General features: G+C 70.3%; 22 protein-coding genes. 2 read left to right on the top strand and 20 right to left on the bottom strand.

What is annotated here, in order from left to right; genetic code table 11:
* Position 1: 1 nt before the first annotated feature.
* From J2X41_RS07450 to J2X41_RS07370, 17 genes are all read right to left on the bottom strand, one after another.
* Positions 2-2,272, bottom strand: a complete 2,271-nt coding sequence (locus J2X41_RS07450) for a phage tail protein (protein ID WP_310080918.1) — start codon at positions 2,270-2,272, stop codon at positions 2-4.
* The gene (locus J2X41_RS07445) at positions 2,272-4,452 is read right to left on the bottom strand and encodes a putative baseplate assembly protein (RefSeq protein ID WP_310080917.1); all 2,181 of its coding nucleotides are present in this window, start codon (positions 4,450-4,452) and stop codon (positions 2,272-2,274) included. The genes J2X41_RS07450 and J2X41_RS07445 overlap by 1 nt, the downstream gene beginning before the upstream one ends.
* Positions 4,453-4,456: 4 nt before the next feature.
* Positions 4,457-4,846, bottom strand: coding sequence for a GPW/gp25 family protein (locus tag J2X41_RS07440; protein ID WP_057183671.1), 390 nt, complete (start codon positions 4,844-4,846; stop codon positions 4,457-4,459).
* On the bottom strand, positions 4,843-6,654 hold the full coding sequence (locus J2X41_RS07435; protein ID WP_310080915.1) for a hypothetical protein: 1,812 nt from the start codon (positions 6,652-6,654) through the stop codon (positions 4,843-4,845). Before J2X41_RS07435 ends, J2X41_RS07440 begins: the two co-directional genes overlap by 4 nt.
* Positions 6,648-7,328 (bottom strand): phage baseplate assembly protein V, encoded by a 681-nt coding sequence (locus J2X41_RS07430; RefSeq protein WP_310080913.1) that lies wholly within the window; start codon positions 7,326-7,328, stop codon positions 6,648-6,650. The genes J2X41_RS07435 and J2X41_RS07430 overlap by 7 nt, the downstream gene beginning before the upstream one ends.
* Entirely contained in the window at positions 7,325-8,407 is a 1,083-nt protein-coding gene (locus tag J2X41_RS07425; RefSeq protein ID WP_310080911.1) for a contractile injection system protein, VgrG/Pvc8 family, read from the bottom strand. Before J2X41_RS07425 ends, J2X41_RS07430 begins: the two co-directional genes overlap by 4 nt.
* Before the next feature lie 3 nt (positions 8,408-8,410).
* Positions 8,411-8,581: a hypothetical protein gene (locus tag J2X41_RS07420; RefSeq protein ID WP_310080909.1), complete on the bottom strand. Its 171-nt coding sequence runs from the start codon at positions 8,579-8,581 to the stop codon at positions 8,411-8,413.
* Positions 8,578-9,945, bottom strand: coding sequence for a hypothetical protein (locus tag J2X41_RS07415; protein WP_310080906.1), 1,368 nt, complete (start codon positions 9,943-9,945; stop codon positions 8,578-8,580). The genes J2X41_RS07420 and J2X41_RS07415 overlap by 4 nt, the downstream gene beginning before the upstream one ends.
* A gap of 7 nt (positions 9,946-9,952) precedes the next feature.
* The gene (locus J2X41_RS07410) at positions 9,953-10,474 is read right to left on the bottom strand and encodes a phage tail protein (protein WP_310080903.1); all 522 of its coding nucleotides are present in this window, start codon (positions 10,472-10,474) and stop codon (positions 9,953-9,955) included.
* A 1-nt stretch (position 10,475) separates the two neighbouring features.
* Complete coding sequence (locus J2X41_RS07405; protein WP_310080902.1) at positions 10,476-12,491, bottom strand: phage tail sheath C-terminal domain-containing protein; 2,016 nt, start codon at positions 12,489-12,491, stop codon at positions 10,476-10,478.
* Between the two features lie 36 nt (positions 12,492-12,527).
* A complete protein-coding gene (locus J2X41_RS07400; protein ID WP_057183657.1) occupies positions 12,528-12,977 on the bottom strand; it encodes a phage tail protein in 450 nt (149 codons plus the stop codon).
* 9 nt (positions 12,978-12,986) lie between these two features.
* Positions 12,987-14,840: a phage tail sheath subtilisin-like domain-containing protein gene (locus tag J2X41_RS07395; protein ID WP_310080898.1), complete on the bottom strand. Its 1,854-nt coding sequence runs from the start codon at positions 14,838-14,840 to the stop codon at positions 12,987-12,989.
* Positions 14,841-14,858: 18 nt separating this feature from the next.
* Positions 14,859-15,677, bottom strand: a complete 819-nt coding sequence (locus J2X41_RS07390; RefSeq protein ID WP_310080896.1) for a hypothetical protein — start codon at positions 15,675-15,677, stop codon at positions 14,859-14,861.
* The gene (locus J2X41_RS07385) at positions 15,674-16,276 is read right to left on the bottom strand and encodes a DUF4255 domain-containing protein (protein ID WP_310080894.1); all 603 of its coding nucleotides are present in this window, start codon (positions 16,274-16,276) and stop codon (positions 15,674-15,676) included. The genes J2X41_RS07390 and J2X41_RS07385 overlap by 4 nt, the downstream gene beginning before the upstream one ends.
* Complete coding sequence (locus J2X41_RS07380) at positions 16,273-16,527, bottom strand: hypothetical protein (RefSeq protein WP_310080891.1); 255 nt, start codon at positions 16,525-16,527, stop codon at positions 16,273-16,275. Before J2X41_RS07380 ends, J2X41_RS07385 begins: the two co-directional genes overlap by 4 nt.
* Positions 16,528-16,774: 247 nt before the next feature.
* Entirely contained in the window at positions 16,775-17,743 is a 969-nt protein-coding gene (locus tag J2X41_RS07375) for a BTAD domain-containing putative transcriptional regulator (RefSeq protein ID WP_310080889.1), read from the bottom strand.
* Between the two features lie 630 nt (positions 17,744-18,373).
* The gene (locus J2X41_RS07370; RefSeq protein WP_310080887.1) at positions 18,374-19,168 is read right to left on the bottom strand and encodes a hypothetical protein; all 795 of its coding nucleotides are present in this window, start codon (positions 19,166-19,168) and stop codon (positions 18,374-18,376) included.
* Between the two features lie 178 nt (positions 19,169-19,346).
* Between J2X41_RS07370 and J2X41_RS07365 the strand changes: the two genes are divergently transcribed.
* Together J2X41_RS07365 and J2X41_RS07360 are read left to right on the top strand one after the other, a co-directional pair.
* The gene (locus tag J2X41_RS07365; protein WP_310080886.1) at positions 19,347-19,763 is read left to right on the top strand and encodes a VOC family protein; all 417 of its coding nucleotides are present in this window, start codon (positions 19,347-19,349) and stop codon (positions 19,761-19,763) included.
* A gap of 267 nt (positions 19,764-20,030) precedes the next feature.
* Positions 20,031-20,789 (top strand): DUF6683 family protein, encoded by a 759-nt coding sequence (locus J2X41_RS07360; RefSeq protein ID WP_310080884.1) that lies wholly within the window; start codon positions 20,031-20,033, stop codon positions 20,787-20,789.
* Between the two features lie 84 nt (positions 20,790-20,873).
* Here the strand turns inward: J2X41_RS07360 and J2X41_RS07355 are convergent, their stop codons facing one another.
* From J2X41_RS07355 to J2X41_RS07345, 3 genes are all read right to left on the bottom strand, one after another.
* Positions 20,874-21,185 carry a hypothetical protein gene (locus J2X41_RS07355; RefSeq protein ID WP_310080882.1) on the bottom strand — a complete coding sequence of 104 codons (312 nt, stop codon included), beginning with the start codon at positions 21,183-21,185 and terminating at the stop codon, positions 20,874-20,876.
* A 63-nt stretch (positions 21,186-21,248) separates the two neighbouring features.
* Positions 21,249-21,542, bottom strand: a complete 294-nt coding sequence (locus J2X41_RS07350; protein WP_310080878.1) for a hypothetical protein — start codon at positions 21,540-21,542, stop codon at positions 21,249-21,251.
* 82 nt (positions 21,543-21,624) lie between these two features.
* Positions 21,625-21,975: a hypothetical protein gene (locus J2X41_RS07345; RefSeq protein ID WP_310080876.1), complete on the bottom strand. Its 351-nt coding sequence runs from the start codon at positions 21,973-21,975 to the stop codon at positions 21,625-21,627.
* Positions 21,976-22,053 lie beyond the last annotated feature (78 nt).

The following is a 22,053-nucleotide window of genomic DNA, read 5'->3' as shown; positions in this document are numbered from 1 at the left end:
GTCACCCGATCCTCAGGTTCGGCGCGCCGAGCCGGCCGGTCCCGGCTCTCAGGCCCGCCCGGGGACGACCCACGACCGCGTCGCGGCCCAGCCGCCCGCCGGTCTGCAGGGTTTTCCAACCCTCGCCGGCGCCGATGATCGAACTGAGCCCCAGGTGCAGGCCGCGGCCCAGGCGCATGCCCGCCGCGCCGGTGCACACCTCGACCAGGGTGTGGGCCGGGCGGTGGACCTCCAGCAGGTCGCCGATCGCGGCCAGGCGTTCGGAGTCCAGCGCCGCCTGGATCAGGATTGAGAAGCGGTGCGCCGTTCCCTCGAAGATCGAGGCGACCTCGGCGGGCGTTCCGGTGACGGTGACGCTGGCCTCGCCCACCGGACCGCCGACCCGGAAACCGCCGCCCAGCACGGACGGCGCGTTCCAGCCCGGTTCCGCCCCCGCGCCGCGTCGGAACCCGCGCAGCCGGAAGTCCTCGAGGATGACGGCGGGGGCTTCGGCGACGATCTCGACCATCCGCCGCAGCGCCGCTGGGGTGCCCCGGGCCCGGAACAGGGCCGGCGCCTCGCGGATCATCGTGCGGCGGGCGGTCTCCGACCAGCGCTCGTCGAGCACCAGACCCAACCATCCGGCCAGCCAGGGCAGGACGGAGACCGGCGCCGATTCCGCCTTGAGCAGGGCGTTACGGCTGTCGCTCTGCGCGGCGGTGTCCTCGATCAGCCCGGCCTCGGGCGCCAGATAGCGCTGCAGGAACACCCGCATCCGCTCGTCGCGCCCATATAGCGCCGGCAGGCGGGCCAGCCAGTCGTGGCCCGGCCGCTCGACCCGGACGTCGCGCAGCTTGGGGGTAGCCGTCGACGTCCCGGTCAGGTCGAAGACCAGCCACAGGTAGCGACCCCGCGCGGCGGGGGGCTGGGCTTCGTAGGTCGCGAAGTCGTCGCTCGTCGTGATCCACGGCTGTTCACCGCCGTCGACCCGCCGGAAGACCGGCGGACCCCTCTCGTCGTCGGCGGGCGCGAGGATCTTCGGCGGCAGCGGCGTCGTCTCGGCCTCGGCGATCGGGGCCAGGTTGCTGAAGGCCGGCGGCGTGCGGGGCAGGCGGTCGCTGGCGTACTGGAAGGGCGCGTCGTCGTCGTCGCTGACGATGCTGGCCACCCGGATGGCCGCGCCCGAGGGAATGCAGGCGTCGAGCAGGACACGTCCCCACAGGGTGCGGTAGGCGCCCCCGTCCAGCCGGAACGAGACGACTCGGCCGGACGGGCGATAGCGTGTGCGCGCCCGGACCGCGTGGCGCACGCCCTTGGCGGTCCAGAACGCCACCCGACCGTCCGGCGTGGCGGCGATCCCCTGACCGTCATAGGCGCGCGCGGTCAGGGGCTCGGACAGGCTGTAGGGAGCCTGGGCGATATCGACCCGGGCGAAGGTCTCGCCGGGCCGACGGGCGACCACCAGGCCTTCTTCGTCGCCCTGGCCGACGCAGGCCAGGTCGGTGGCCCGGGCGAAGGCGTTCGCTGCGCCGCCCACCGTGAGCGGGACGGGCGTCGCCCGCCACCGGCCGGGGCGTCCCAGTTCGAACACCCGGGCAGCAGGGTCGTGGGCGGCGTCGAGCACGAAGCAGCGGCCGTCCTCGGCGAAGGCCAGGCGAGACGGATCTGCCAGCGCCTCCAGGCCGCGACCGACCAGGCGCAGGGTCTGGAGCGCCGACATCCGCCACAGCCGGGACGGATGGGCCGAGAGGCCGTAGAGATGGCCGTCGTGCCAGGCGATGTCGACGGGCCTGGCCGGAACGGGAACCGAGCGCAGCAGTCGCCGGTCCGGCAGGTCGAACACCCGGACCATGGCCGCCAGGGTGTCGAGCACGTACAACCGGTCGTCCGGATCGCAGGCCAGCGCGCGCGGGCGGAAGGCGGCGGGAAGCGGCGAGAGGGGCGCGAAGTCGCCCGAGGGCGCGGGTTCGGCCGCGCCGATCACCGGAACCGCCTCCAACCCTCGGCCGGGGTGCAGCGGATCGAAGGCGCCCCACAGGACGCGTTCGATCTGGCCGTGGTCCGGCAGGGAATGCAGCAGGCGGCAACCGCTGTCGAAGGCCAGGCCCGCCCCGGCCGGGTCGTCCGGCGGCGCCCCCGAGGCGGCGTCGGGCTGGTCGTTCCAGGCCAGCTGGACCGTCTCGCCCACCAGCGCCAGGTCGCGGAAGGCGCAACGGCGCCAGGCTCCGGTCCCGGTCACCGCCAGGAACCGCGCCTCGCCGACGCCTCCGCTCCGGTCGGCGAGCGCCAGCATCAGCAGACCTCCCTGAGCACCGGCACGGGCAGGGGGACCTTGCCGTCGGAGCTGGGGTCGATCCCGGCGCCCGGCGCCGGCAGCGGCAGGCCGGCCGTCACCACCACCGAGGTCACCTCGGGGACCTCGTAGGCCGCCAGTTCGACGGTCCCGGGGATCCAGCGATGCTGGTCCTCGCTCCAGAAGGCGACGGCCAAGCCCTCGAGATAATCGACGCCCTCGACCTGCAGGGCGGCCGCCTCCAGTTCGGGCCCATGCACGCGCCGGCCCAGCGGCCAGCCCTCGCCGGCCGGGCCATAGGGCGGCAGCGGCGCCAGGTATTGCCGCAGCACCAGTTCGACCCAACGCTGGATAGCCTCGATCCCGTAACCGGGCTTGACCTGCAGCGAGACCGACACGGCGATGCGGCGGTAGGTGGGCGGAATGACGTAGAGTTCGGTCGTCACCAGCCGCTTGGCGTCCAGGTTCTCGCAGACGGCCCGCAGCAGCCCGGCGTCGGGCAGGGGGGCGTTGGGCGACCGGGGATCCGCCTTGGGCCAGACCACCACGCTGACGACGCCAGCGGCCCCGGTGCTGCGGCTAGGCGGATGGAAGCGGGGCAGGCATTCGGCCCGGCCGACGGAGACGCCGGGTGTCGCCTGGGCCAGTTCGCGGAAGTCGCCCGCCGTGACCGCGCGGCCGCGCCGCCGCAGCTCGCCCGGGATTCGCAGCAGCGCCGCCTCCAGCGCCTCGGCGTCCTCGCCCCCCGCGGCGGCCAGCGGATTGGAAACCTTGACGCCGGGCAGGTCGATCTTGGATATCGCGCCGGCCGGCGCGTTGCCCTCGCCGCCGCCGCCGTAGCGATAGCCGCGCGCCCGCACCCGTTCGCCCCACTGCGGCATGCGCCCGCGCTGGCCGTCGCCGAAGCGCAGGCGGCCGGACTCCGGATCCAGCACCACGTGGCGCGATCCGCGGTCGCTGGCCAGGAAGTCGTCGACCCGCCGGTAGGGCGTCCAGGCGCCGACCTCCTCGACCTCGACCGTGAGCTGGGCGCGCTCGCTGTCGGGCAGGACGGGGTGGTTGGCCAGGACGAAGACCTGGGCCGGCTGACCGTTGCCCGACCCCAGATATTCCGGCGCCGCCGTCTGGGCGTTCTCGCTGGTCGCGGCGTTGAGGACGACCGACCGGAAGGCGCCGAACCGCGCCCCGTCGCGCCGGAAGACCCGCAGCCAGCAGACCAGCTTGGCGGCCCGCTCGTCGTCGAGGCGCGGCGGGTGGTCGCCGGTCCCGGCCAGGTCTTCGTCGACCACCGGCAGTCCGATGTCGTCGGGCGACTTGGGCAGGCGCAGCCGGACGACCCCGCCCTGCGAGAGGCCGCGCGTCGTGTCGCTCTCGACCGTCAGGGCCGCATAGCGCGGCTGGCCGTCGACCACCGGCCGCGGCGTCGAGATCTGCCAGTGCACCTGCGGCGTGCTGGCGCCCGCGCCCAAGCCGGGACAGGCGGCGGCCGAGTCGATCCCGCCGCGCGGTAGGTCCGGCTCGAAGCCGATGTTGAGCAGCGCGGCCGGGCGCAGGGGGTCGGTCCAGACGGTGCGGTCGAACCCCTTTTCGGCGAGAACGGCGATCCACATCATGCCGTCCACCGCCTCGGCGAAGTCGAGGATGGACAACGGGTCGGCGGGATTGGGCAGCTTGGTCTCGTAATAGATCCGCGGCTGCTCGGCCATGGCCGGCGGCAGGGCGTCCAGGGTCCGCAGGACGTATTCGTAGACCTCCGGTTCGTCAGCCTCGGCCGGCGCCTCGCTCTGGGCCCGCACGGCGGCCAGGCCGCTGACCGGCCAGACGGTGACCTCGTCCAGGGTCTGGAACGGCGTCTTGCCGGCCCGAGCCAGGCTGCGCGGCTGCACGGCCACGCCCTCGGGCTTGTCGGTGGTCAGCACCAGCAGGGCCCGTGACGGGGAGGCGGCCTTCAGCGGCACCTGCAGCAGTCGCAGATATTCGATATAGGTCGCTTCGGGGATCTGGTTGAAGCGATAGAGCAGGTTCTCGGCCTGGAAGGCGAATAGCTGCAGCAGGGTGATCGCCGGATCGCTGTCGTTATGGTCGGTCCATTCGGGATTATAGACCGGGATCCGGCCGACCAGTTCGGTCACCAACTGGTCGTAGGTGCGGTCGTCGAGGATGGGGCTCAGCAACGGCATCCGGCTACTCCAGGTAAAAGGGATAGACGAGGTTGTCGCGCCGGCCGTCGCGCAGGTGGGTGTAGGCGATGTCGATCAGCACCAGCGACGGCTCCTGCTCGTCGGGAACCACCAGCACCTCGTCGACCGAAACACGCGGCTCCCAGGCGTTCAGGGCGGCCTGGATCTCGCGGCGGATGCGGGCCCGCGTCCCGACGCTGTTGGGCTGCATCAGGAATTGGCGCAGGCCGCAGCCGAAGGCCGGCAGCATCACCCGTTCGCCGGGCTCGGTCTCCAGGATGACGCCGATGGCCTGGCGCACCTTGTCGGCGCCGGCGACGCGCGGAGTCCGGCCGGCCTCGTCGGGCGAGAGCGGCAGGGCCAGGCCGGCGCCGAGGAAGGCCAGGAGAGTCATGCGAACTCTCCCGTGGTCACCAGGAAGGGCTCGTGCTTCCACTGGCACACGCGGCGCGGCTCGTAGGCGAGGCCCTCGTCGAGGTCGAGCAGCGAGCCGTTGGCGGCCGCCTCGCTCTGGGCGCGCTGGTTGTGGTCGGTCAGCACATTGGACAGGCCGACCAGCGGCACGTTCGACAGGTTGTCGAGGCTGGGCCGGTGGCCATAGGCGGCCTGGATCGCCGCCTCCAGTTGATCGGCCAGGGCGGCGTTGATGTCGGCCCCCGAGATCTCGGCGCCCCCGACCAGCAGGCCGAAGGTCCCGGCGTCGACGTCGACGCTCAACTCTCCCGCGACGTCGAGCTTGGGCGGCAGCAAGGCCAGCTCGGCCTGCAGCGCGCCGTCCACCTTGATCTCGGGCAGGATGCACAGCTTCAGCGCCAGCAGGAACCACAGGCCGAACAGGAAGACGACGATCGGCAGGAACAGGTTCAGCAGGAACAGGGCGATGATGGTGATCAGCGGGATCGAGAACGAGCAGATCGAGCCCGGCCCCAGCTTGCCGCCGCTGGCGCCCTTGCCGTCGGACTGCGGCTGCAGGGTCTGGGGCTGGACGAACCGCACGGGGGAGAACCGGCCGGCGGGGCGGCTCAGGGCCTGGGCCGCCAGCTCGGCCAGGTCGGGCATCTGGATGGTGACGGCCCGGTTGGCCGTGCCGATCAGGTCGTGTTGGGCGGCCAGGCGGTAGGGCTTGGTGGGCTGGCTCCAGGCCAGGCGCCCGCCGCAGTCGGGCGCGCCGACATTGAGGCCGCGGCAGGGGCAGCAATCGTCGTGGCGACGGAAGAAGGTGAGAATCTCGTAGGTCGACTCCGCATCGTAGCGCGGCTCGCCGATCCTCGTGGCCTCCAGCCCACCGGTGGGCAGCACGCCGAAGAACAGGGTCCTGCCGGTGGCGTCGTGCGTCGGCTTGGTCGGGTCGGCCGCCAGGCGGTACAGCGGATAGGTCGCTTCCTGCAGGAGCTGGGGCGTCTCCTCGACATAGCGCCATTCGCCCACGCCCCTGCGCGTGGTCTGGGCCCAGCCCTCGCGGATGAGCTCGACGCCGTTGTCGATGCGCCAGGCCTCCAAGGCCTCGCGCAGGGCGGCGACGGCTTGGGTCGCCGCCGCGTGGCGCGCGTCGTACTCGCCGTTGGCCCGCCAGCGGGCGATGCGCTTGGCGCGGCTGCGGGCCAGGGCCGGCCGCACAGGCAGGGTCTCCTCCAGGTCGCTCAACTGGGCCTGGGCGGCCACCAGGTCGCGCAGCAGCTTCTGGGCCTCGGGGCGGGAGGCGTCCGGCGCCGACAGCCGCCGGCGCCGGACGACGAACCCCGCCTGGCAGACCTCGGACGGTGTCACCGAAGGAAAGCCGGGCCTGTCGCAGTGCAGCTCGCTGACCACCATGTAGTGGCGGGCGTGGGTCGGCAGGTAGACTTTGCGCACGCCGGTCGGCACCAACTGCGGCTTGCGCAGGTTCGCGCCCGGCGTGGTGGCCGGCGCGCCGGCGGCGGTCATCGGGAACAGGCTGGCGAACTTGCTGGCGAACTGGCCGGGATTGGCGGCGATCAGGTTGACGGCATGGACTTCGTCGATCTCCCGCTCGTAGCGCAGCGCCTTCTGGGGGGCGGCCAGGAAGCCGTTGACGAAGTCGTCCTCGGCGAACTTCTGGATCTCCGGCGCGGTGCCGCGGCCGTAGCGAGGCACGCCGGCGCGGGGGGCGCCGTCGGGCGCCCGCCAGCGCCACCAGGGCGCTGTCACGATCCAGTCGTGGGTGGGCGGGACCATGGCTACCATACGTTGCCCGCTCCTGGCGTGTAGCTGGGCGAGACCACGCCGACCGAGGCGGTCATCGTCGTGCAGGTGATGGTGCCGTCGAACACCGCCGCCGCCGCGTGGACGTTCAGCGCCGTGGCGTTGACCTCCACCGTGGCCGAGGTGGTGATATTGACCTTGCCGGCCGGGTCGATGACGATCTCGCTGCCGCCCGCGTGGCGCAAGGTGATCTGCTGGGGCGAGTCCTCCAGCACCAGCCTGTGCCCGCTCTGCATCGACAGGGTGACCTTGGCGGTCCCGTCGGTGTCGTCGAATTCCAGCAGGCTTCCGGACCGGGTCTTGAGCAGGCGCTTGTTGTTGGCGGCGACGGGTCGGTCGGGCAGGGCTTCGCGGCCGTTCCACACCGCCCCGACCACATAGGGCCGGTCCACCCGGCCCGCCTCGAAGGCCACCACGACCTCGCTATCGACCGCGGGCACGATCAGCCAGCCCTGGTCGTCGTCGGCATAGAGGCTGACCAGGCGGGCCCAGGCCGAGACCTCGGTCCCCGCCTCGCCCATCCACGGGAAGCCGACCTTGACGCGGCCCAGGTTGTCGGGATCGACGATGTCGCGGACGATCGCCGGGTGCAGGCCGAAATGGCGCAGGCCGGCGGCGCCGCCATCCAGGGCTTCCAGGTGACGCACCGCGCTCATGGCGCCACCGTCGCGCGCTCGGCCTCGAAGGCCGTGCGGTGGCCGTCCAGGCGATCATAGGTGTGGGTGACGCGGGTGACGTAATAGCCGCCGCCGAGGAAGGGCTTGGCGACGCGTTGCAGGCTGATCCGCCCGCCCACCATCAGTTCCGGGCTGCCCGAGGTGACGCCCTTCAGCGTCACGAACCGTCGCGCCCGCCGCAGCAGCTCGGCCCTGGCCCAGGCCTGGGCGGCGTCCGGACTGGCGGGAGCCTCCCGCGCGCGGAAGGTCATCGCCGTGTCGAAGGCCTGTTCCAGCAGTTCGGCCCCCTTCTGGCCGTCGCCCGCCTCGGCCGCGGCGATCGACGCGTCGGCCGTTTCGTCGATAGCGCCGCGCTCGTCGATGTCGTAGCCGCTCACCGTCGCCTCGCTGCGCTGGTGGGCGAGGTCGGCGCGGGCCTCCAGCCGCAGGAGGTTGCCGCCCAACACCAGGGTCAGTTCCGCGCCGTCGCGCTTGTCGCGGGTCTTGAAGCCCAGCTTGCCCTCCAGCGCCCAGAGGTCGGCCTGCAGCAGCCGCGCCCGCTCCCGCAGGAACGCCAGGTCGCTGAGGTTCCACTGCTGAACCACCGGGTGGGTGGGACCGTCGGCGTCGATGTCCGGGGTCAGACCGTGGTCGGCGGCGATGGCCCGCACGATGTCGGCGTCGGTGACGTCGGCATAGGTCTTGAACCGCCGCTTGAGGCGCAGGCGCATCAGGTCGTCCTCGGCGAAGACCACCAGCTCGGGCTCGCGCCCCTCGCGCTGATCGGACTCCAGCGCGCTGATCATGCCCTCGAAGATCGTCCGGTCCGCCCCGGTGGCGCCGATGGCCACCGCCAGCCGCTTGCCGAAATCGATCACCGCCCGGTCGAACCACAGTTCGCCCTCCTCGCCGTCGCGGACGCTGGGTCCCCAGGCGGTAAAGCGGGCGGCCAGGCGCTTCATGCCGGCCGTGTCCTCGTCGATCTCCAGTCGCACCAGGTCGCGGGCCAGACCGCCTTCGCGCGCGTCGTCGAGGCGGAAGACGGGGGTCGAGGAGGACAGCAGGGATCCGTCGGCCATGCCCTAGTCCTCCGCGCCACGGGCCGCGGTGCGCGCATCGTCCAGCAGGGTGCGTTCCGCCAGTCGTCGCATCAGCGCCAGTTGCTCCCAGATGGCCGAGGCGCGATCGCCCCCGGCGGGGGCCTCGTCCTCGACGGTCACGTCGTTGACCAGATCGCCGATCCGTACGGTCATGGGTGTCGTCCTTTGCGTCCGCCGCAGCCGCAACCGCAGCCCCCGCCCTGCGCCGTTCCCGAACGCAGGCCAGCGTCGCGGCGCGGCAAGGCCAGCCAGGCCGGGGTCGAGCCGTCGGTGGTGGTCGGCGGCATGCCGTCGCCCTGGGAGGGTCGGCGGCCCGATCCGTTGAGCGCGTCGACCCGGTCGTCCGCCGCCGTCCGCCGCCGAGGGCGCAAGGGGGCCCCGCTCCCGAAGGTCACCGCGCGAAGATCGATCCGCGCGGCGGCGGTCGCGCGGCCCTCGCCATCGGTCGCCATCACCCCCGGCCCGGCCGCGGCCTGGGCGCCGGCGCCCCGGAGGGGGGACGGGGCGGCGAAGGCCAGCCGCGCGTCGCGAACCTTGTCGGCCGCCGCCTGGGCCCGGGCCTGCTGCACGGCGGGTCCGACGCCGGCGGCCGCGGACAGGGCGTAGCCGCGCGCCAGGTTGGTCGCCGCGTCACGGCTGGGGGCGGAGGGCGCGAGCCCCAACCGCGACGCCGGGCTGGCGCCCGCTCCGCCCTGTGGCGCGCCGCCCCGGGGCCGGCTCGGCGCGCCCAGCCGGCCGCCACCTAGGGAGACCAAGGCTCCGGCCGACAGCGACAGGGGGTTTGACAGCCCCGCGGCCAGCCCCCGCCAGGCGGCGGGATCCAGGCCGTTGCGCTGCGCCAGTTGCGACAGGCTTTCGCCCGACAGGGCGCGGGCGACCTTGCCCTGGGCGTCGGCCAGGGCGGCGCGGCCCTTGCCCAGGGCGTCGGTGACGGGATTGTTGGCTAGCCCGTTCAGGGCATTGGAGAACGGGTTGTTGCTGGTTCCCGGGGCGGCGGCCGGCTTGGGCTGGCCGGGGGCGGCGGGGGCGGCGCCGTCATTGGCGCCGGGTCCGATCTCGATGAACTGGTAGTCGGCGTTCTGGCCCTTGATGCTCAGCGAAGCCTTGGCGCGCAGCGGCGTGCCGTCGTGGGCGAAGTGGTCGAGCTCGACCGTCAGCCCCTCGACCACGCCCTCGATAGAGAACTCGCTCCAGCTGAACCGGGCGCGCGGGGGGGCCTGGTGCTGGCCGCCCTGCAGCCGGGGCGTGATGAAATATTCCAGCTGCGAGGTGTATTCCAGCACCGACTTGGGCCAACCCGTCGTGCCCTCGTCGGCGGTGTCGTAGATCAGCTCCAGCGACAGGGTCGCTGAGCCGGTGCCGATATATTGCCGCGCCTGCCGCCCCGGCTGGTCGCCGCCTTCGGTACGGTTGGCCAACTGCAGCCGCAGCGAGGTCGGGTTGAACTGGATCGGCACGATGACGGTGATGTCGTCGGTGCTGACCTCTTCCAGCGTGGCCTTGGTGAGTTGCGGCATCCGTTCCTCACACCAGCCTCAGGCCTTCGTGAGCGATATGCAGCTCCTCGATGGCGATTTCCCCGGTCCGGGCGTTCAGTTCCGGACCGCGCAGGCGCAGGGGCAGGCCCCGGTCGAAGGTCCAGGTGGCGACCACCTCGTCCTGGCCGCGCGCCAGCACCTCGATCGCGCCGTCGTAGCGGCGGATCGGCCGCACCCCGGCGAAGCAGTCCTGGATCCAGGCCCACAGGTCGCGATTGACCGTGGGCGGCGCGCCGGCTCCGTAGAACATGCCGCGCTTGAGAATGATCGGCGCGTGGCGCGCCCGGCCCGCGCGGCGGATCGCCCCGTCATTGCGGCCCCCCTCCAGATATTCGGCCACGTCCATGCTGAGTTCGAGACCGCTGACCTCCTGGAAGGCGCCGTCGCCGAACGCCGCGCCGGGCGTCGACGCACCGCCGCCGGGCGGGGCCGGCGCGCCTTCGGGCGCCTCGGGGCTGAGGTGCAGCGCGACCCGGAACCTGAAGCTGCGCATCATCATGACGGCCATCTCAGCTCTCCACCGCGATGTCGCCGTCGGCCCGCCGGACGATGCGCAGCAGGATGAACTCCAGCGGCTCGGCCGGCGCCACGCCGATCTCGACGACCAGTTGCCCAGCGTCGATGCGCGCCTGGGGATTGAGGGTGTCGTCGCAGCGCACGAAGAAGGCTTCGGCCTCGGTGTCGCCCCGGAACGCTCCGGCCACGTAGAGGCGGCGCAGATAGGTCGAGAGGATGCGTTGCAGGTCGCGGCGCAGGGCCGGGCCGTTGGGCTCGAACACCGCCCAGTCCATCTGCCGCTTCAGCGCCCGGCGCAGCATCAGCAGCAGCCGGCGGACCGACAGCTGGCGCCACTGGCGGTCGCGAGACAGGGTGCGGCCGGCGGTCAGCTTCACGCCGTCGCGGTCCAGGACGAAGACGTTGACCCCCTCGGGGTGCAGGGCCGCGTGCTCCCGGGGGATCACCGTCTGGTTCAGCCGGACAGCCTGCAGCGCCAAGGCGTTGGCCGGGCCGGCGGTCACGCCGAACCGACGCTCGCGGTCGGCGATGATCCCCGCGGCGATCGCGCTGGGCGGCACGGCGACCGCCACGTTCCCCTTCCCGGACCCGACCACGCCCGGCCAGGGATGGTAGGCGGCGGCGTAGGCGCTGTCGAAGCGGCCGCGCCAGGCCTCGACCGCCGGCGCCGTGAGGCCGGGCGGGGCGTCCAGCAGCACGATCTGCTCGCGCGTGGCCTCCACGAAGTCGATCAGCTTCTGCTGCAGCCCGATGATCTTGGCCAGGTCGGCCGGCAGGCCTGGGTCGAGCCGAAGGCCCGGCAGCGCCGGGTCGAGCACGGCCTGGACCTCGCCCGGCGGCGGGTCGAAACAGGGTTCGAACATGGCCGTGGCCAACGAGCGCTCGCCGATGTCGGAGGCCGGCGGCGGCGGAGTTGGCTGGTAGAGATCGGGGACGACGACGTGGGTCAGGTCGGCCAGGACGGCCAGCGCCTGGACGCCCGACGGCGTCGCGCCATCGGCGTCACTGTCGGCCGGCGACATCCAGGCCGGATCGAAGAAGTCGCTGTGTTCGAGATCGGCGTGGCGATCCATCCCGCCGGAAAATTGCCCCTTGGGCGCATCGGGCTCGGCTAGGTGGGCCTGGGCCGGCAGGATTCGTCCGTCCGCCCAGCTCCAGTCGGGCCAGACCAGGGTCGATTCCCGGCAGAGCACCGTGGCTATCCAGCGCGGATGGCTCGCGTCGAGGCCCAGACGGTCGTGGATCTCCGCATAGCCCGTCCCATCGGCGAGCGTCAGCGCGGCCTCGACCACCTCGGCGGCCGCCACCGGGCCGGTCGCGGCGGCGTCGAACACCACGCGGCGACGGATCACGTCGACCAGCGGATCACCGAAGGACTCGATCGCCGCCACGAACCGGAACTCGGCCTTGCCGTTGGTCAGGCGCAGACGCAGCAGGTCGCCCACGCCCACGGGTTCGCCGCGCCGCACGACCAGGGTCCCGACGGCCAGGCTTTCGGCCAGGACCGGCCGCGTGGCCCAGGTGAGCCGGGCCGAGAGCCTGTTTGCCCACGAGCCTTCGTTGCGGGCTCGCAGCAGGACCGGCGCGGCGGTGGCGGGCAGCCACCCTGTCGCGACGCCGGCCTGGTCGGCCGGTCCGCCATAGGCATGCACGATGCGGGCGACATAGGCCCGACGGCCGCCCTGCTCGAAGAAGGCGCGGACGGCGTAGGGCAGCAGGCCCGGTCCCGCGAAGGCGCCGGCCGCGCCGCCGAACAGACGAGCATAGGCCTCGAAGCTTTCCACGGCGACGGGAACCGTTCGCCGCCTCGGCCGGTGGGGGTCGCACATGCGCCAGCTGTCGTCGTGGGCGAGGGTGTGGTCGACCAGCGGCTCCCGGCAGGGGCCGCGCGGTGCCACGCCGACGAACGCGCAGACGTCCATGCGCTCGCCGGTGAACGCCCGCAGGCGCGCGCGAGGCAAGGCATAGACGCCTGGCGCGCCCAGGGCGACCTGGCGGGCGAGGCTCATCGCCGCCCCCGGCCGCGCGGCGAGGCTGGCGCGCCGCTATTCATACTCGACGCCCTCGTGGACCAGGTGGAGTTCCTCCATCGCCACCTCGCCCCCGCCTTTGGCGGCCAGGGTCGGCCCGACCCACTTCTTGGGCTGGGCGTTGCGCAGCCGGATGGCCGCCACCGGATGCCGGGCCTCGTCCAGCACCGTGATCGTCACCGCGCGCGGCTCATACGCCCCGTCGCGTACGTTCTTGAACCACTGGAAGAGATCGGGCGAGCCGATCAGGCCGCGCTTGAGCGTGACGTCGTCGTGCTTGAAGGTGTTGGCCACCTTCCGCACCGTATTGAACTTCTCGTTGCCGTTCCGGTACTCGGAATAGTTCAGTTCCACGCCGATGCCGGAGACATCGGCGAAGCCCGCCACGACGCTGGCCTCGTCTCCCGCGCCGAGCGAGACCAGGTAATTGAAGGCGCCGTAGGGGTTGTCGCGCATCTTGGCCATGTCGCTCTCCTATTGCTTGGCGTCGGCGGTCCACTGACCGACGCGGAAGATCACGAACTCGGCGGGACGCACCGGGGCGACGCCGACCAGGCAGATCATCCGGCCGTTATCGAGGTCGTTCTGGGTCATGGTCGTGCGGTCGCAGCGCACGAAGAAGGCGTCTTCCGGCTTCTCGCCGAGCAGCGCGCCGTCCCGCCAGAGCACCAGCAGGAAGTCCTCGAGCATGCGGCGGACATTGGTCCACAGCCGCTCGTTGTTGGGTTCGAACACCGCCCATTGCGAGCCCTTGTCCAGGGTGTGCTCGAGATAGATGAACAGCCGCCTGACGTTGACGTACTTCCATTCCGGGTCCGAGCTGATGGTCCGCGCGCCCCACACCCGGCTGCCGCGGCCCTCGAAGAACCTCAGGCAATTGACGCCCTCGGGATTGAGGACGTCCTGGCGGCCCTTGTTGATGTTGGCTTCGAAGCGGGTAAGGCCGCGCACCACCTCGTTGGCGGGGGCCTTGTGGACTCCACGCTCGACGTCGCTGCGCGCGTAGATGCCGGTGACGAACCCGGAAGGGGGCAGCATCAGCCGGCGCTGCGGCGCGCCCTGGCCGGGTCGCTCGTTCGGATCCAGGATCTCGATCCAGGGGTGGTAGAGCGCCGCGTACTTGCTGTCGAAGCGGCCGCGGAAATCACGGATCTCGTTCATCGACGATCCCGCCGGGGCGTCGATGACGCCGATGCGGTAGCGGGCCCGCTCGCAGTGGCCGATCAGGGCGTCGGCGACGGCGGCCGAAGCGTCGGCTCCGCCTTGGTCGCCGCCGTCGGGGACGGCGACGATGGCGATGTCGTCGACCCCGCCCAGAGCTTCCAAGCCGGTCGCCTTGCGCGTCTCGTCGTCGGGATCAGCTTCGCGGCCGGCATAGTCGCTGGCGGACGGGGTGTCGCCGTCCTGGCCGCCGGTCAGCCGCACGGACGCCGCGCCGATCAGGGCCAGGGCCAGTTCCACTGCGCCGAAATCGCCGGCGGGTGGCGTCCAGTCAAGCCAGACCACCGCGTCCTGGTCTTCGGGATCCTGCAGCTCCAGGATCCGGCCGATATAGCGCGTCTGAGCCGGATGGGCCCCCAGGGCGTCATGGACGTCGAGTCGGTCGGCGCCGACGCTGACGCGAACCCGCAGTTCGACCTGGAACACCGAGTCCGTGGCGTTGATGGTCAGGCCGCCGCCCTGGCCTTCGAACTGCTGCACGCCGGCGGGGTCGAGGCTGATGACGGCGAAGCGCGTGGGGTCGGGCGCGTAGGACGAACCGCCTGGCAGGTCGGCGACCGCCGTCCCGGCCGGGAAGGCCTCGACCATGGCTCCGGCGCGTGGCCCCTTCAGTTGCAGGACGCCGTCCTGGAGATAGGGCACCAGGCGCGAGCGGACGAACTCGGCGCGCAGGAAGACGTTGCCCAGACGGCCCGGCCAGCGCGCCCGCCAGGTCGCCGAACCGCCGCCGACCGGGACGGTGGCCGAGGCGCAGTTCTCGTAGTTCGGCACGCCGGCCGTCAGTCCGCCGGTGGCCTGGACATGGACGCGCGACACATAGAGCCGCTGGCCGCCGTTCAGGAAGAAGGCCCGGGCCGCGTGGGCCAGATAGGCCGTGCGCTCGGAGCCGCCCAACTGAATCGCGCCCAGCCCGCCATAGACCCGCTCGAACTCGGTGTAGCTGGTGATCAGCCGGGGATCGCACTGACGCGGCCCGCCCGGATACCAGACCGGCCCGTAGCCGGCGAGGCCCGCGAAACCGGTCGTGCTGGTCGACACGCCCTCGAGCGACTTGGCCCGAAAGCTCACCTCTTCCACATACACGCCAGGCGACAGATATTCCGGCATAGAGGCCTCCTCGGGCTGCTAGAATTCGAAGGGCGGACCGCCTTGCTCCAGGCGTCCCAGGCGCAGATTGACGGTCGTGTCGGCCACCAGGCTCCAGCCGGCTGGCATGGCCGTGCCGAGCAGAACCGGATCGTCCGCGTTAGTCAGATCGGGCTGTTCCAGCGGCGCATCCCAGAGCGGATCGCCATAGGCGGCGTCGCCAGGAACCGGCGCGGCGGGTTCGACCGGCCGGGCGAAAACGGAAAGCCTGACCGCCAGGGTGGCGACCGGCGTGCCGCTGGCCGCGCCGGCCGCCAGCATCAGCAGAAACTCGCCGCGGTCGTCGCCGAAGGCCCGGCCCACCACGGTCGCCAAGCTGAGGTCGGACTGACCGGCGGGAATGGTGGCCACCACGCGCGTCCAGCGGGCCGGACGGCGCGGACCTCCGGTCGTGCGCACCGCCTGGCCGCGCACACCGGTGGCGGCCTCCATGACCGGATAGGCCGCCCCCGGGAACAGCCGCGGGCGGCAGCCGCGCTGCGACGCTGGACGGGTCTCCGCCACGGCGAGTTTCGGAACCAGCAGACGCAGCCGGCGCGGCACATATCGCCGCCCCGCGCCGTCGGCGTTAAGCAGGCGCACCGTAAACACCTCGTCGGTGACGGTGGACAGCTTGTCGTGAAGCAGCGCGAACCGCGAACCGCCTCGGCGCTCGAACCGCCGGCGCAGCGCCGGCCCATCGGCGGTGATCGATATGCCGCCTGGCACGGGTTGCTGACGCGCGCCGTCGAACGCCTCGACCCCCAAGGCCAGGCGACGGATCAGTTCGTCGTAGGGCTGGGGGGTAAAGAGATTCATGCCGAGGCGTCCTGAAGGCTGGGACGCAGGCCCAGGACCGACGTCACCACCGGCGGTCCGTCGATCGGCCGGCCCGACAGCCTCAGGACGCGCGCCAGATAGGGCGTGCTCAGCCGGTAGGAGATTGGCAGAGAATCGAAGATCCGCAGCAGGGCGTGCGTGTCCAGATCCTCCATGACGATCTGCAGCGTTTCGTCGGGCTCCCAACCCTCACCGGCCAGGAGCGGCCCCGAAAGGATCGGCGTCTCCTCGATCGCCTGCATGGCCCTGCCGATGATCCGGTGCTCCTCGTCGGCGTTGGATCCCCAGGGGGTGATCAGGAAGTGCATCTGCACGGCCAGGGCCGGCCGTCGCCCGCCGCCAGCGGCTGAAGTGGCCCAGGCCGAGCGAACGGACGGATCCAGGTCCACGCGGTAGACGTGCACGGTCAGGGCCGGCCGGGATACGAAGCCGGAGAAATTGGCCGGATCGAGGTCCTCGGCCCGCGCCACGATCACGCTGGTGTCGTCGCCGGCCAGGGGCTGACGGTCGTTGAAGCTCATCTGGAGGAAGCGCTGCAGGGTGGCGCCCGCGATGGCGATGCCGGCGAAATCGGTCATGATCGCTTGCCCTCCGGCCCCTGGCTGCTCGGCTTTCCAGCCGAGACGACAATCGCGTCCAGGCGCTCCCGCAGATGGTCGAGCGCGGCGTCGATCCGGCTGAAGTACTTCAGCTCGCCGTCGCCGATGGCTTCCAGCCGAAGCCGCGGGGCCGGCGCGCCTTCCCCGGGAGGCTCCAAGGTCAATCGCAGCACAAAGATATGGGCGCCGCCGATCACCTCGCGTCCAAACTCGTGCGGCCATGTGTCCACGTCCCGAACGCTCCAGTCCCATGAGGCCAGAGAAAAGGAGCGTTCTGTCGCGACGCTTCGACGGCCCTCGCCCAGGGATGACGTTGGGATGGCGGGCCAGTCACGCAGCCATGCGGCGCGCTGTCGCCGCGCCGCCATTCAGCAATCACCGATCTCTCACGGGAACATCACCGCGCGACCGGGCAGGCGCGCGGCGACGCCGGGCGCAATCGACACCGGGCGCGGCCGACGCGTCGCCGCGACGGGATCAGGTGGTGTGGAGGGTGCGATAGGTCTCAAGCCGACAGCGGCTCACCGATTGCAGGACCTCGGCGAGCGGACTTTCGGACAGGCGCCCCGAGCAAGCTTCGAGCAGACGTCGTTCGGCGTCGGGATCATTCTCTATGTGCGAAGCCAGGGCCCGCATCTCAGCCATGGGCTCGATGCCCATCTCGCGCGCCAGCAGAGCGCGATAGGACCGGTATTGGATCAAGGCCTTGGCGCGCTGGCCGTTCAGCACATGCAGCCACATCACCTCGCACTGGGCCTGCTCGCGAAAAGGATCGGCGGCAAGGATACGCGAGCCATATTCCAGCGCGCCCTCGTAGTCTCGGGCGACGCCGCGATCCTGCATCAGCATGCCCAGCCCGCGCAGGTTCAGGCTAAAGAGCCGCTCTCGCTCGCACACCGCCCATTCGGCGTTGCAGCCCTCCAGGAAGGGCGCGGTGTGATGGGCGATGCCGCGCGACAGCGCCTCGCGGACATCGGGATTCAAGCGGGAATCCCGCGTCCAGGCCTCGACGGCGGCGCGGACGGCGGCTTCGAACAGATAGACGTCGATGGAGGCGGCGTCCTCGACCAGGAGCGTCAGCGATTCCGCCGTCGAACGCAGGAAAAGGCCCGGTTCGTCCCTGAGCGTCTTGTTGATGCGCCAGACGGCGGTGTTCAGGGCCGCGCGGCTACGGGTCTCGTCCAGTTCGGGCCAGAACAGCTCGGCCACGCGTTCGCGCCGCAGTTCCTTTCCACCATGGGCGCAGAGATAGGACAGCAGATCCCTGGCGGCGCCCGTCACGACTGGCGTGGCGGCGCCTTCGCGGCGGTGAAACCGCAACCGACCGAACAGCAGAACTTGAGGAGACCCTTCAAGCATTCGACATCCCATCCCAGACAAAACCGTGCCACCGGTGATTCGGGTTGACAATCCAAAAGCGATCGCCAGCTCGACATATGTCTTCATTTCACCGCTTGTGAGAGGATGCTTTCGACGTCATCCAATGGTGAAGCTTACAGGTCGAAGGAAAAGCTTTAGGTCTAATTTTTACTGAACTAAATCGCCACCAAGATTCGATCTTGCATGAACTGACCTGGCCGGACCCATCGGCCGATGCGTTGGGGCGGAAACGAGCGTCCAAGACTTGGTGAGCAGATTGTTACCGCCACCATTGGGATACGTCTCCGGTCCGGCGGCTTGGTTCCGCCTTGCGAGCCGATCGAAGACGCCACGGCCTCAAGCGCCGCTCACGCACTTAACGCATAGCGTGTATTTCCGCCACGCGCACGTCCAAACACGTTTTCGAGATTTCCCCAATGTTGTCATGCTGGGGCTGGCGCGTGAGTTCCTCGGGAATTGCCGCGAGCTGGCGCCGCCACCCCGAGAGGGCGGCCGCCTCGATCCTCGATCTGTTTTCCGCCAGATGCCGCTCTGAATGTCGCGTTCTTGGGCCGATGCCAGAGTCCGCAATTGGCGCTTCTTGGTGCTTGATGGCTGCCTTCTCAGCCGTGAGCTCGGCGGGGTTAGGGTGGTAGGCGCACTCTATTTCTCGAGTTCGCGCACCGATGCGGAAATATCCCGACGCGCGAACGGCGCCTAATCCGGGGGGCGATAACCGGGGAAGTACTTAATCTGGTCGTCGACGCAGACGCCAAAGGGCCTCGAGCCATCGGGGCCATAGGGAACGGTCTGGTCGAAACGCCAGGCGATCGTGTCGTCGGGTCCGAGTGTCGCGGATCCCGGAGAGCCGCCACATGCGATCGCCACGGCGTCGAGCAACGGCTGGGTGACCCGATCCGGAAAAAACGAATCCAGACCGGCTCCCTCCTCGGAGGGCGTAAGCTGTCTCGCCGCGCGAAGCACCTGGTAGGCCCTGCTCATATCGGACCTCGTCGACAGGAAATCCGATCGGGCGTGGTCGCCGCCCAAGGCGCGGACGACGTCGCACGCTTGGCTCCACGTCTCGAACCGCGACTGCACGCTGGCCCAGACCCGGGCGGCGCTTGAAGCGTCGCTATCGGCAAGCCGTTGACGGGCGTAGCACGCCGGAAAGCCCCGGGGTGTTCGCAACAAGGTCGAAAACTGGACCACGAAACCCGTATTGCGGCGTTCCAAGGTGACGGCGAGCGGCAAGTTCCGCGGCGACCACTCTGCTGAAACCGCCTGGAGCGAACATCCCTTGGGCTCCCGATCGAAGACGCAGACCCGGCCCGGCCGTGATCCATAGACTCGCCTGAGCGACAGGCCGCCGAGCGGTTCGGCGATCGCGAAGCCATCTGGAGGAGACGTCACGACATCGGCGCGAGCGACCACCGTCCATCCTGCCGCTATCGTGCCGGCTAGCGAGGCCGATACCAGAAACGAACACCTCCTGCGGCTGCGTCCCACCATCTCGCCTCCCACCACCCGTCAGGACCATAGCGCCTGTGCGGCCTTCTGGCGCGTCCCCAAACTAATGGGTGCGGCGTTGCCAAAGGGTTCTAATAGGTCCACGCGACAATGATCCCGAAAGTCGTATTCCTGGAGTGGCGGGAAGGTCCACACCTGGCGCAGAGCTGGCGGACCCGCCTTGGCAAAGGCGATGTCTCTAGCCGGAGCAGCGGCCGCGTGGGATCAATCTTGCTGGAGCCAGCAAGGTCTCGCCATGGCGCTAAACCACCTTCACCTGATGGTCTCGGACGCCAGCGCGACAGCGGCGTTCTTGGAAACCTATTTCGACATGCGTCCTTTCCCGGGAGCGCGCGAGAAGTTCGTGGTCATGGGCGATGGGCGGGACATGATCCTGACCCTGATGCAGGCCAAGGATCACGCCTATCCCAAGCACTTCCACATTGGCTTTGGCAAAGCCGATGAAGCGAGCGTCAACACCCTCTGGCGACGCATGACCGAGGACGGTCTGGAGCCGTCCAAGCCGGAGCGGGCGCATGCTTGGTCGTTCTATGTTCGCGCGCCGGGTGGTTTCTTGGTCGAAGTGCTGGCACCGTGAGTCCCACCGCCGGCCTCGATCGCGATCCGTAGCGGCGGCGCCTGAATGTCCGACGTCCGGAACGATCTCAACGCCGGCTCTTGGCGCTCAGCTGAAGCGTTTCGGGGCGGTTGTTCGCCGCGGCGCCCAGGCTTCAGGGCTCGACCTTGACGCCATGGAGTTGACCGACAAGGGTTTCATCACCCGCTAATCGTTTTGGCGTGGCCGGACAAGCGTCCGCCCAGGCCGCCAATCCACCTCATCGTATCTGCGTAGAGGAGTGACATCATGAACCCGCGCTTCTCAGTGCTCGCCATCGCCATCGCCTTGGCGGGGGCGGGGCTTGCGCTGGCCGCGCCTGCTGAAGCCCAGTTCATTCCCGGCACATCGCCGATGGACATGAGCGCGCATAGCCGGGCGCTGACGAGTTCGGTCATCAACCGCAATGCGCTTGGCGCTACCGCGCGGCGAAACCCAGGGACTCGGACGCCCGCGACACCTCGCCCTGCGCCTGCAGGCGGGTTTGATGTTCAGTCAGACGCCAGATTTCCCTTCCAGGCCAGTCCTGCGCTCCGCGAGCAGGTCATGAATGAAGTCATCAATCGGACGCGCCGCAGCAGTCCCGAGGCCGGCCAGGCGATCGCGGCGGAATTCCGCCGACCCGATTTCCAGCAGCGGTTCGCGAACGCGGTCCGGCCCTTTGGTTTCTCGCCAGACGACGCGGCCGACGTGATGGCGGTCTACCTCGTCGCCGGTTGGGAGATCGTCCACGGAACCGACGCCAATCCCACGGCGCTGCGCGCCGTGCGTCGGCAGGTCGCCGGGCAGATGGCCAGGAGCGTCGCGCTGCGCGATCCGACCACGCGTGCGCGGCTGGCCGAGGAATTGAAGATCATCACGACGCTGTTCCTCAGCAGCGTCGAAAACGCCAAACGCGAGGGCGCCGCCGCGCAGTTCGCCGCCGCCGTGGCCGCCCACTATCGGCAGACGACGAACCAGGATCTCCGAACCCTGCGGCTTACCGCCCAGGGCTTTTCGGACCGGTGAGCGGCCGGGCGGGGCGCTGGGGCGAGATTCCATGCCCCCTCCATCTTCGACCGACGACGGGTCCGTCGGCGAGGGCTGGGGCCATTACCGCGAAGGCTTGGAGCGCCAGGCCGCGATCGCCGCGCTCGCCCTCTCAGCGGTCGCTCCCTTCTGGACGTCGCGCGACCTGTAGGGGGAGGTGCTGATGGCGGCGGCGGGGGCGCTGTTGTGGATGCGCTCGGCCAATTCGTCGAGATAAGGCCGTCCCTTGGCCCTGTAGGCCGAGGTCTCCTCCGTATCGAGGGCGATCAGGACGCTGTAGTCGAAGACGCTGAAACTACAACGAGCATCGAGATAGAGCGCCCCGTCGTCCTCGAGGAGGAACCAGGCGTGGGGCTCGTGGTCGACAACTTTCAACGGCGGTCCTCCTGCTTTGCCTTGGACGTCCAGCCTGACCGTGAGCAGCGGCCTGCGACCTGACTAATGGAGGAGGGCGGCCTTGCGACAAACCTTGGTGACGCGCACGACGCGGCGGTCCGTTGGGCCATATCGCGCACGGTCCGCTGGCAAGCCAGCGCATATCTGCCGCACGTAGCGTTCGGAAAAGCCCGTGCCGCGGAAGTTCCCGCCGCCGCCCTTGGCTTGCGCCCGGATCGCGGCCTCCATCGGCATCGACTGCGACCAGGCGCCGGGATCGATCGGTCCGGTCGCATCCTGCGCCAAGCCAGGCGAGGCGCCGGCCATCAGGGCGAGGGATAGAAGATATCGGATCATCACGGCTCCCGTATCCGGTGATGGTCACATAACGGCGCTGGGCCCATCTCGATCATCCTGACGGCGCCCAATTGGGGGCGGTTCATCGATCGACGGGCCCGGCTCCGCGCGACCACCACTCGAACCGCTCCTGCAAGTCGACGCTGCTATAGACGGTGTGGCCGCGGTTGATTTCATAGCCCATGGCGGGCTTGCCGTTCAGCTGACCGCTCCACCAGCCCGAGTTGCTGCGGCCGACGAACGTCGCCCGCAGCCTGCCCGAAACGAAGGTCATGTGATGACCGTCACGGTCCACGACGTCGTTCAAAATGCAAGGCGTCGGCCTGGGGGCGTCGCCAAAGATGCAGGAGGCCTGGTCCTGGCCGGTCGCGGCCTGCGTCGTCGGCAGGAGAAGAAACGGAGCGGCCAAGCCCACGAGCCACAAGCCGTTCATGCGCCCTCCATCTCTTCCACCTCGTGGCGATCGCGACATTTGAAACGCCGGCGCACGCAAAAGGTGACGCCGAAATCG

Source organism: Caulobacter sp. BE254, from assembly GCF_031457295.1.
GTDB lineage: Bacteria > Pseudomonadota > Alphaproteobacteria > Caulobacterales > Caulobacteraceae > Caulobacter.
This window is presented reverse-complemented; position numbering and strand designations above follow the sequence as displayed.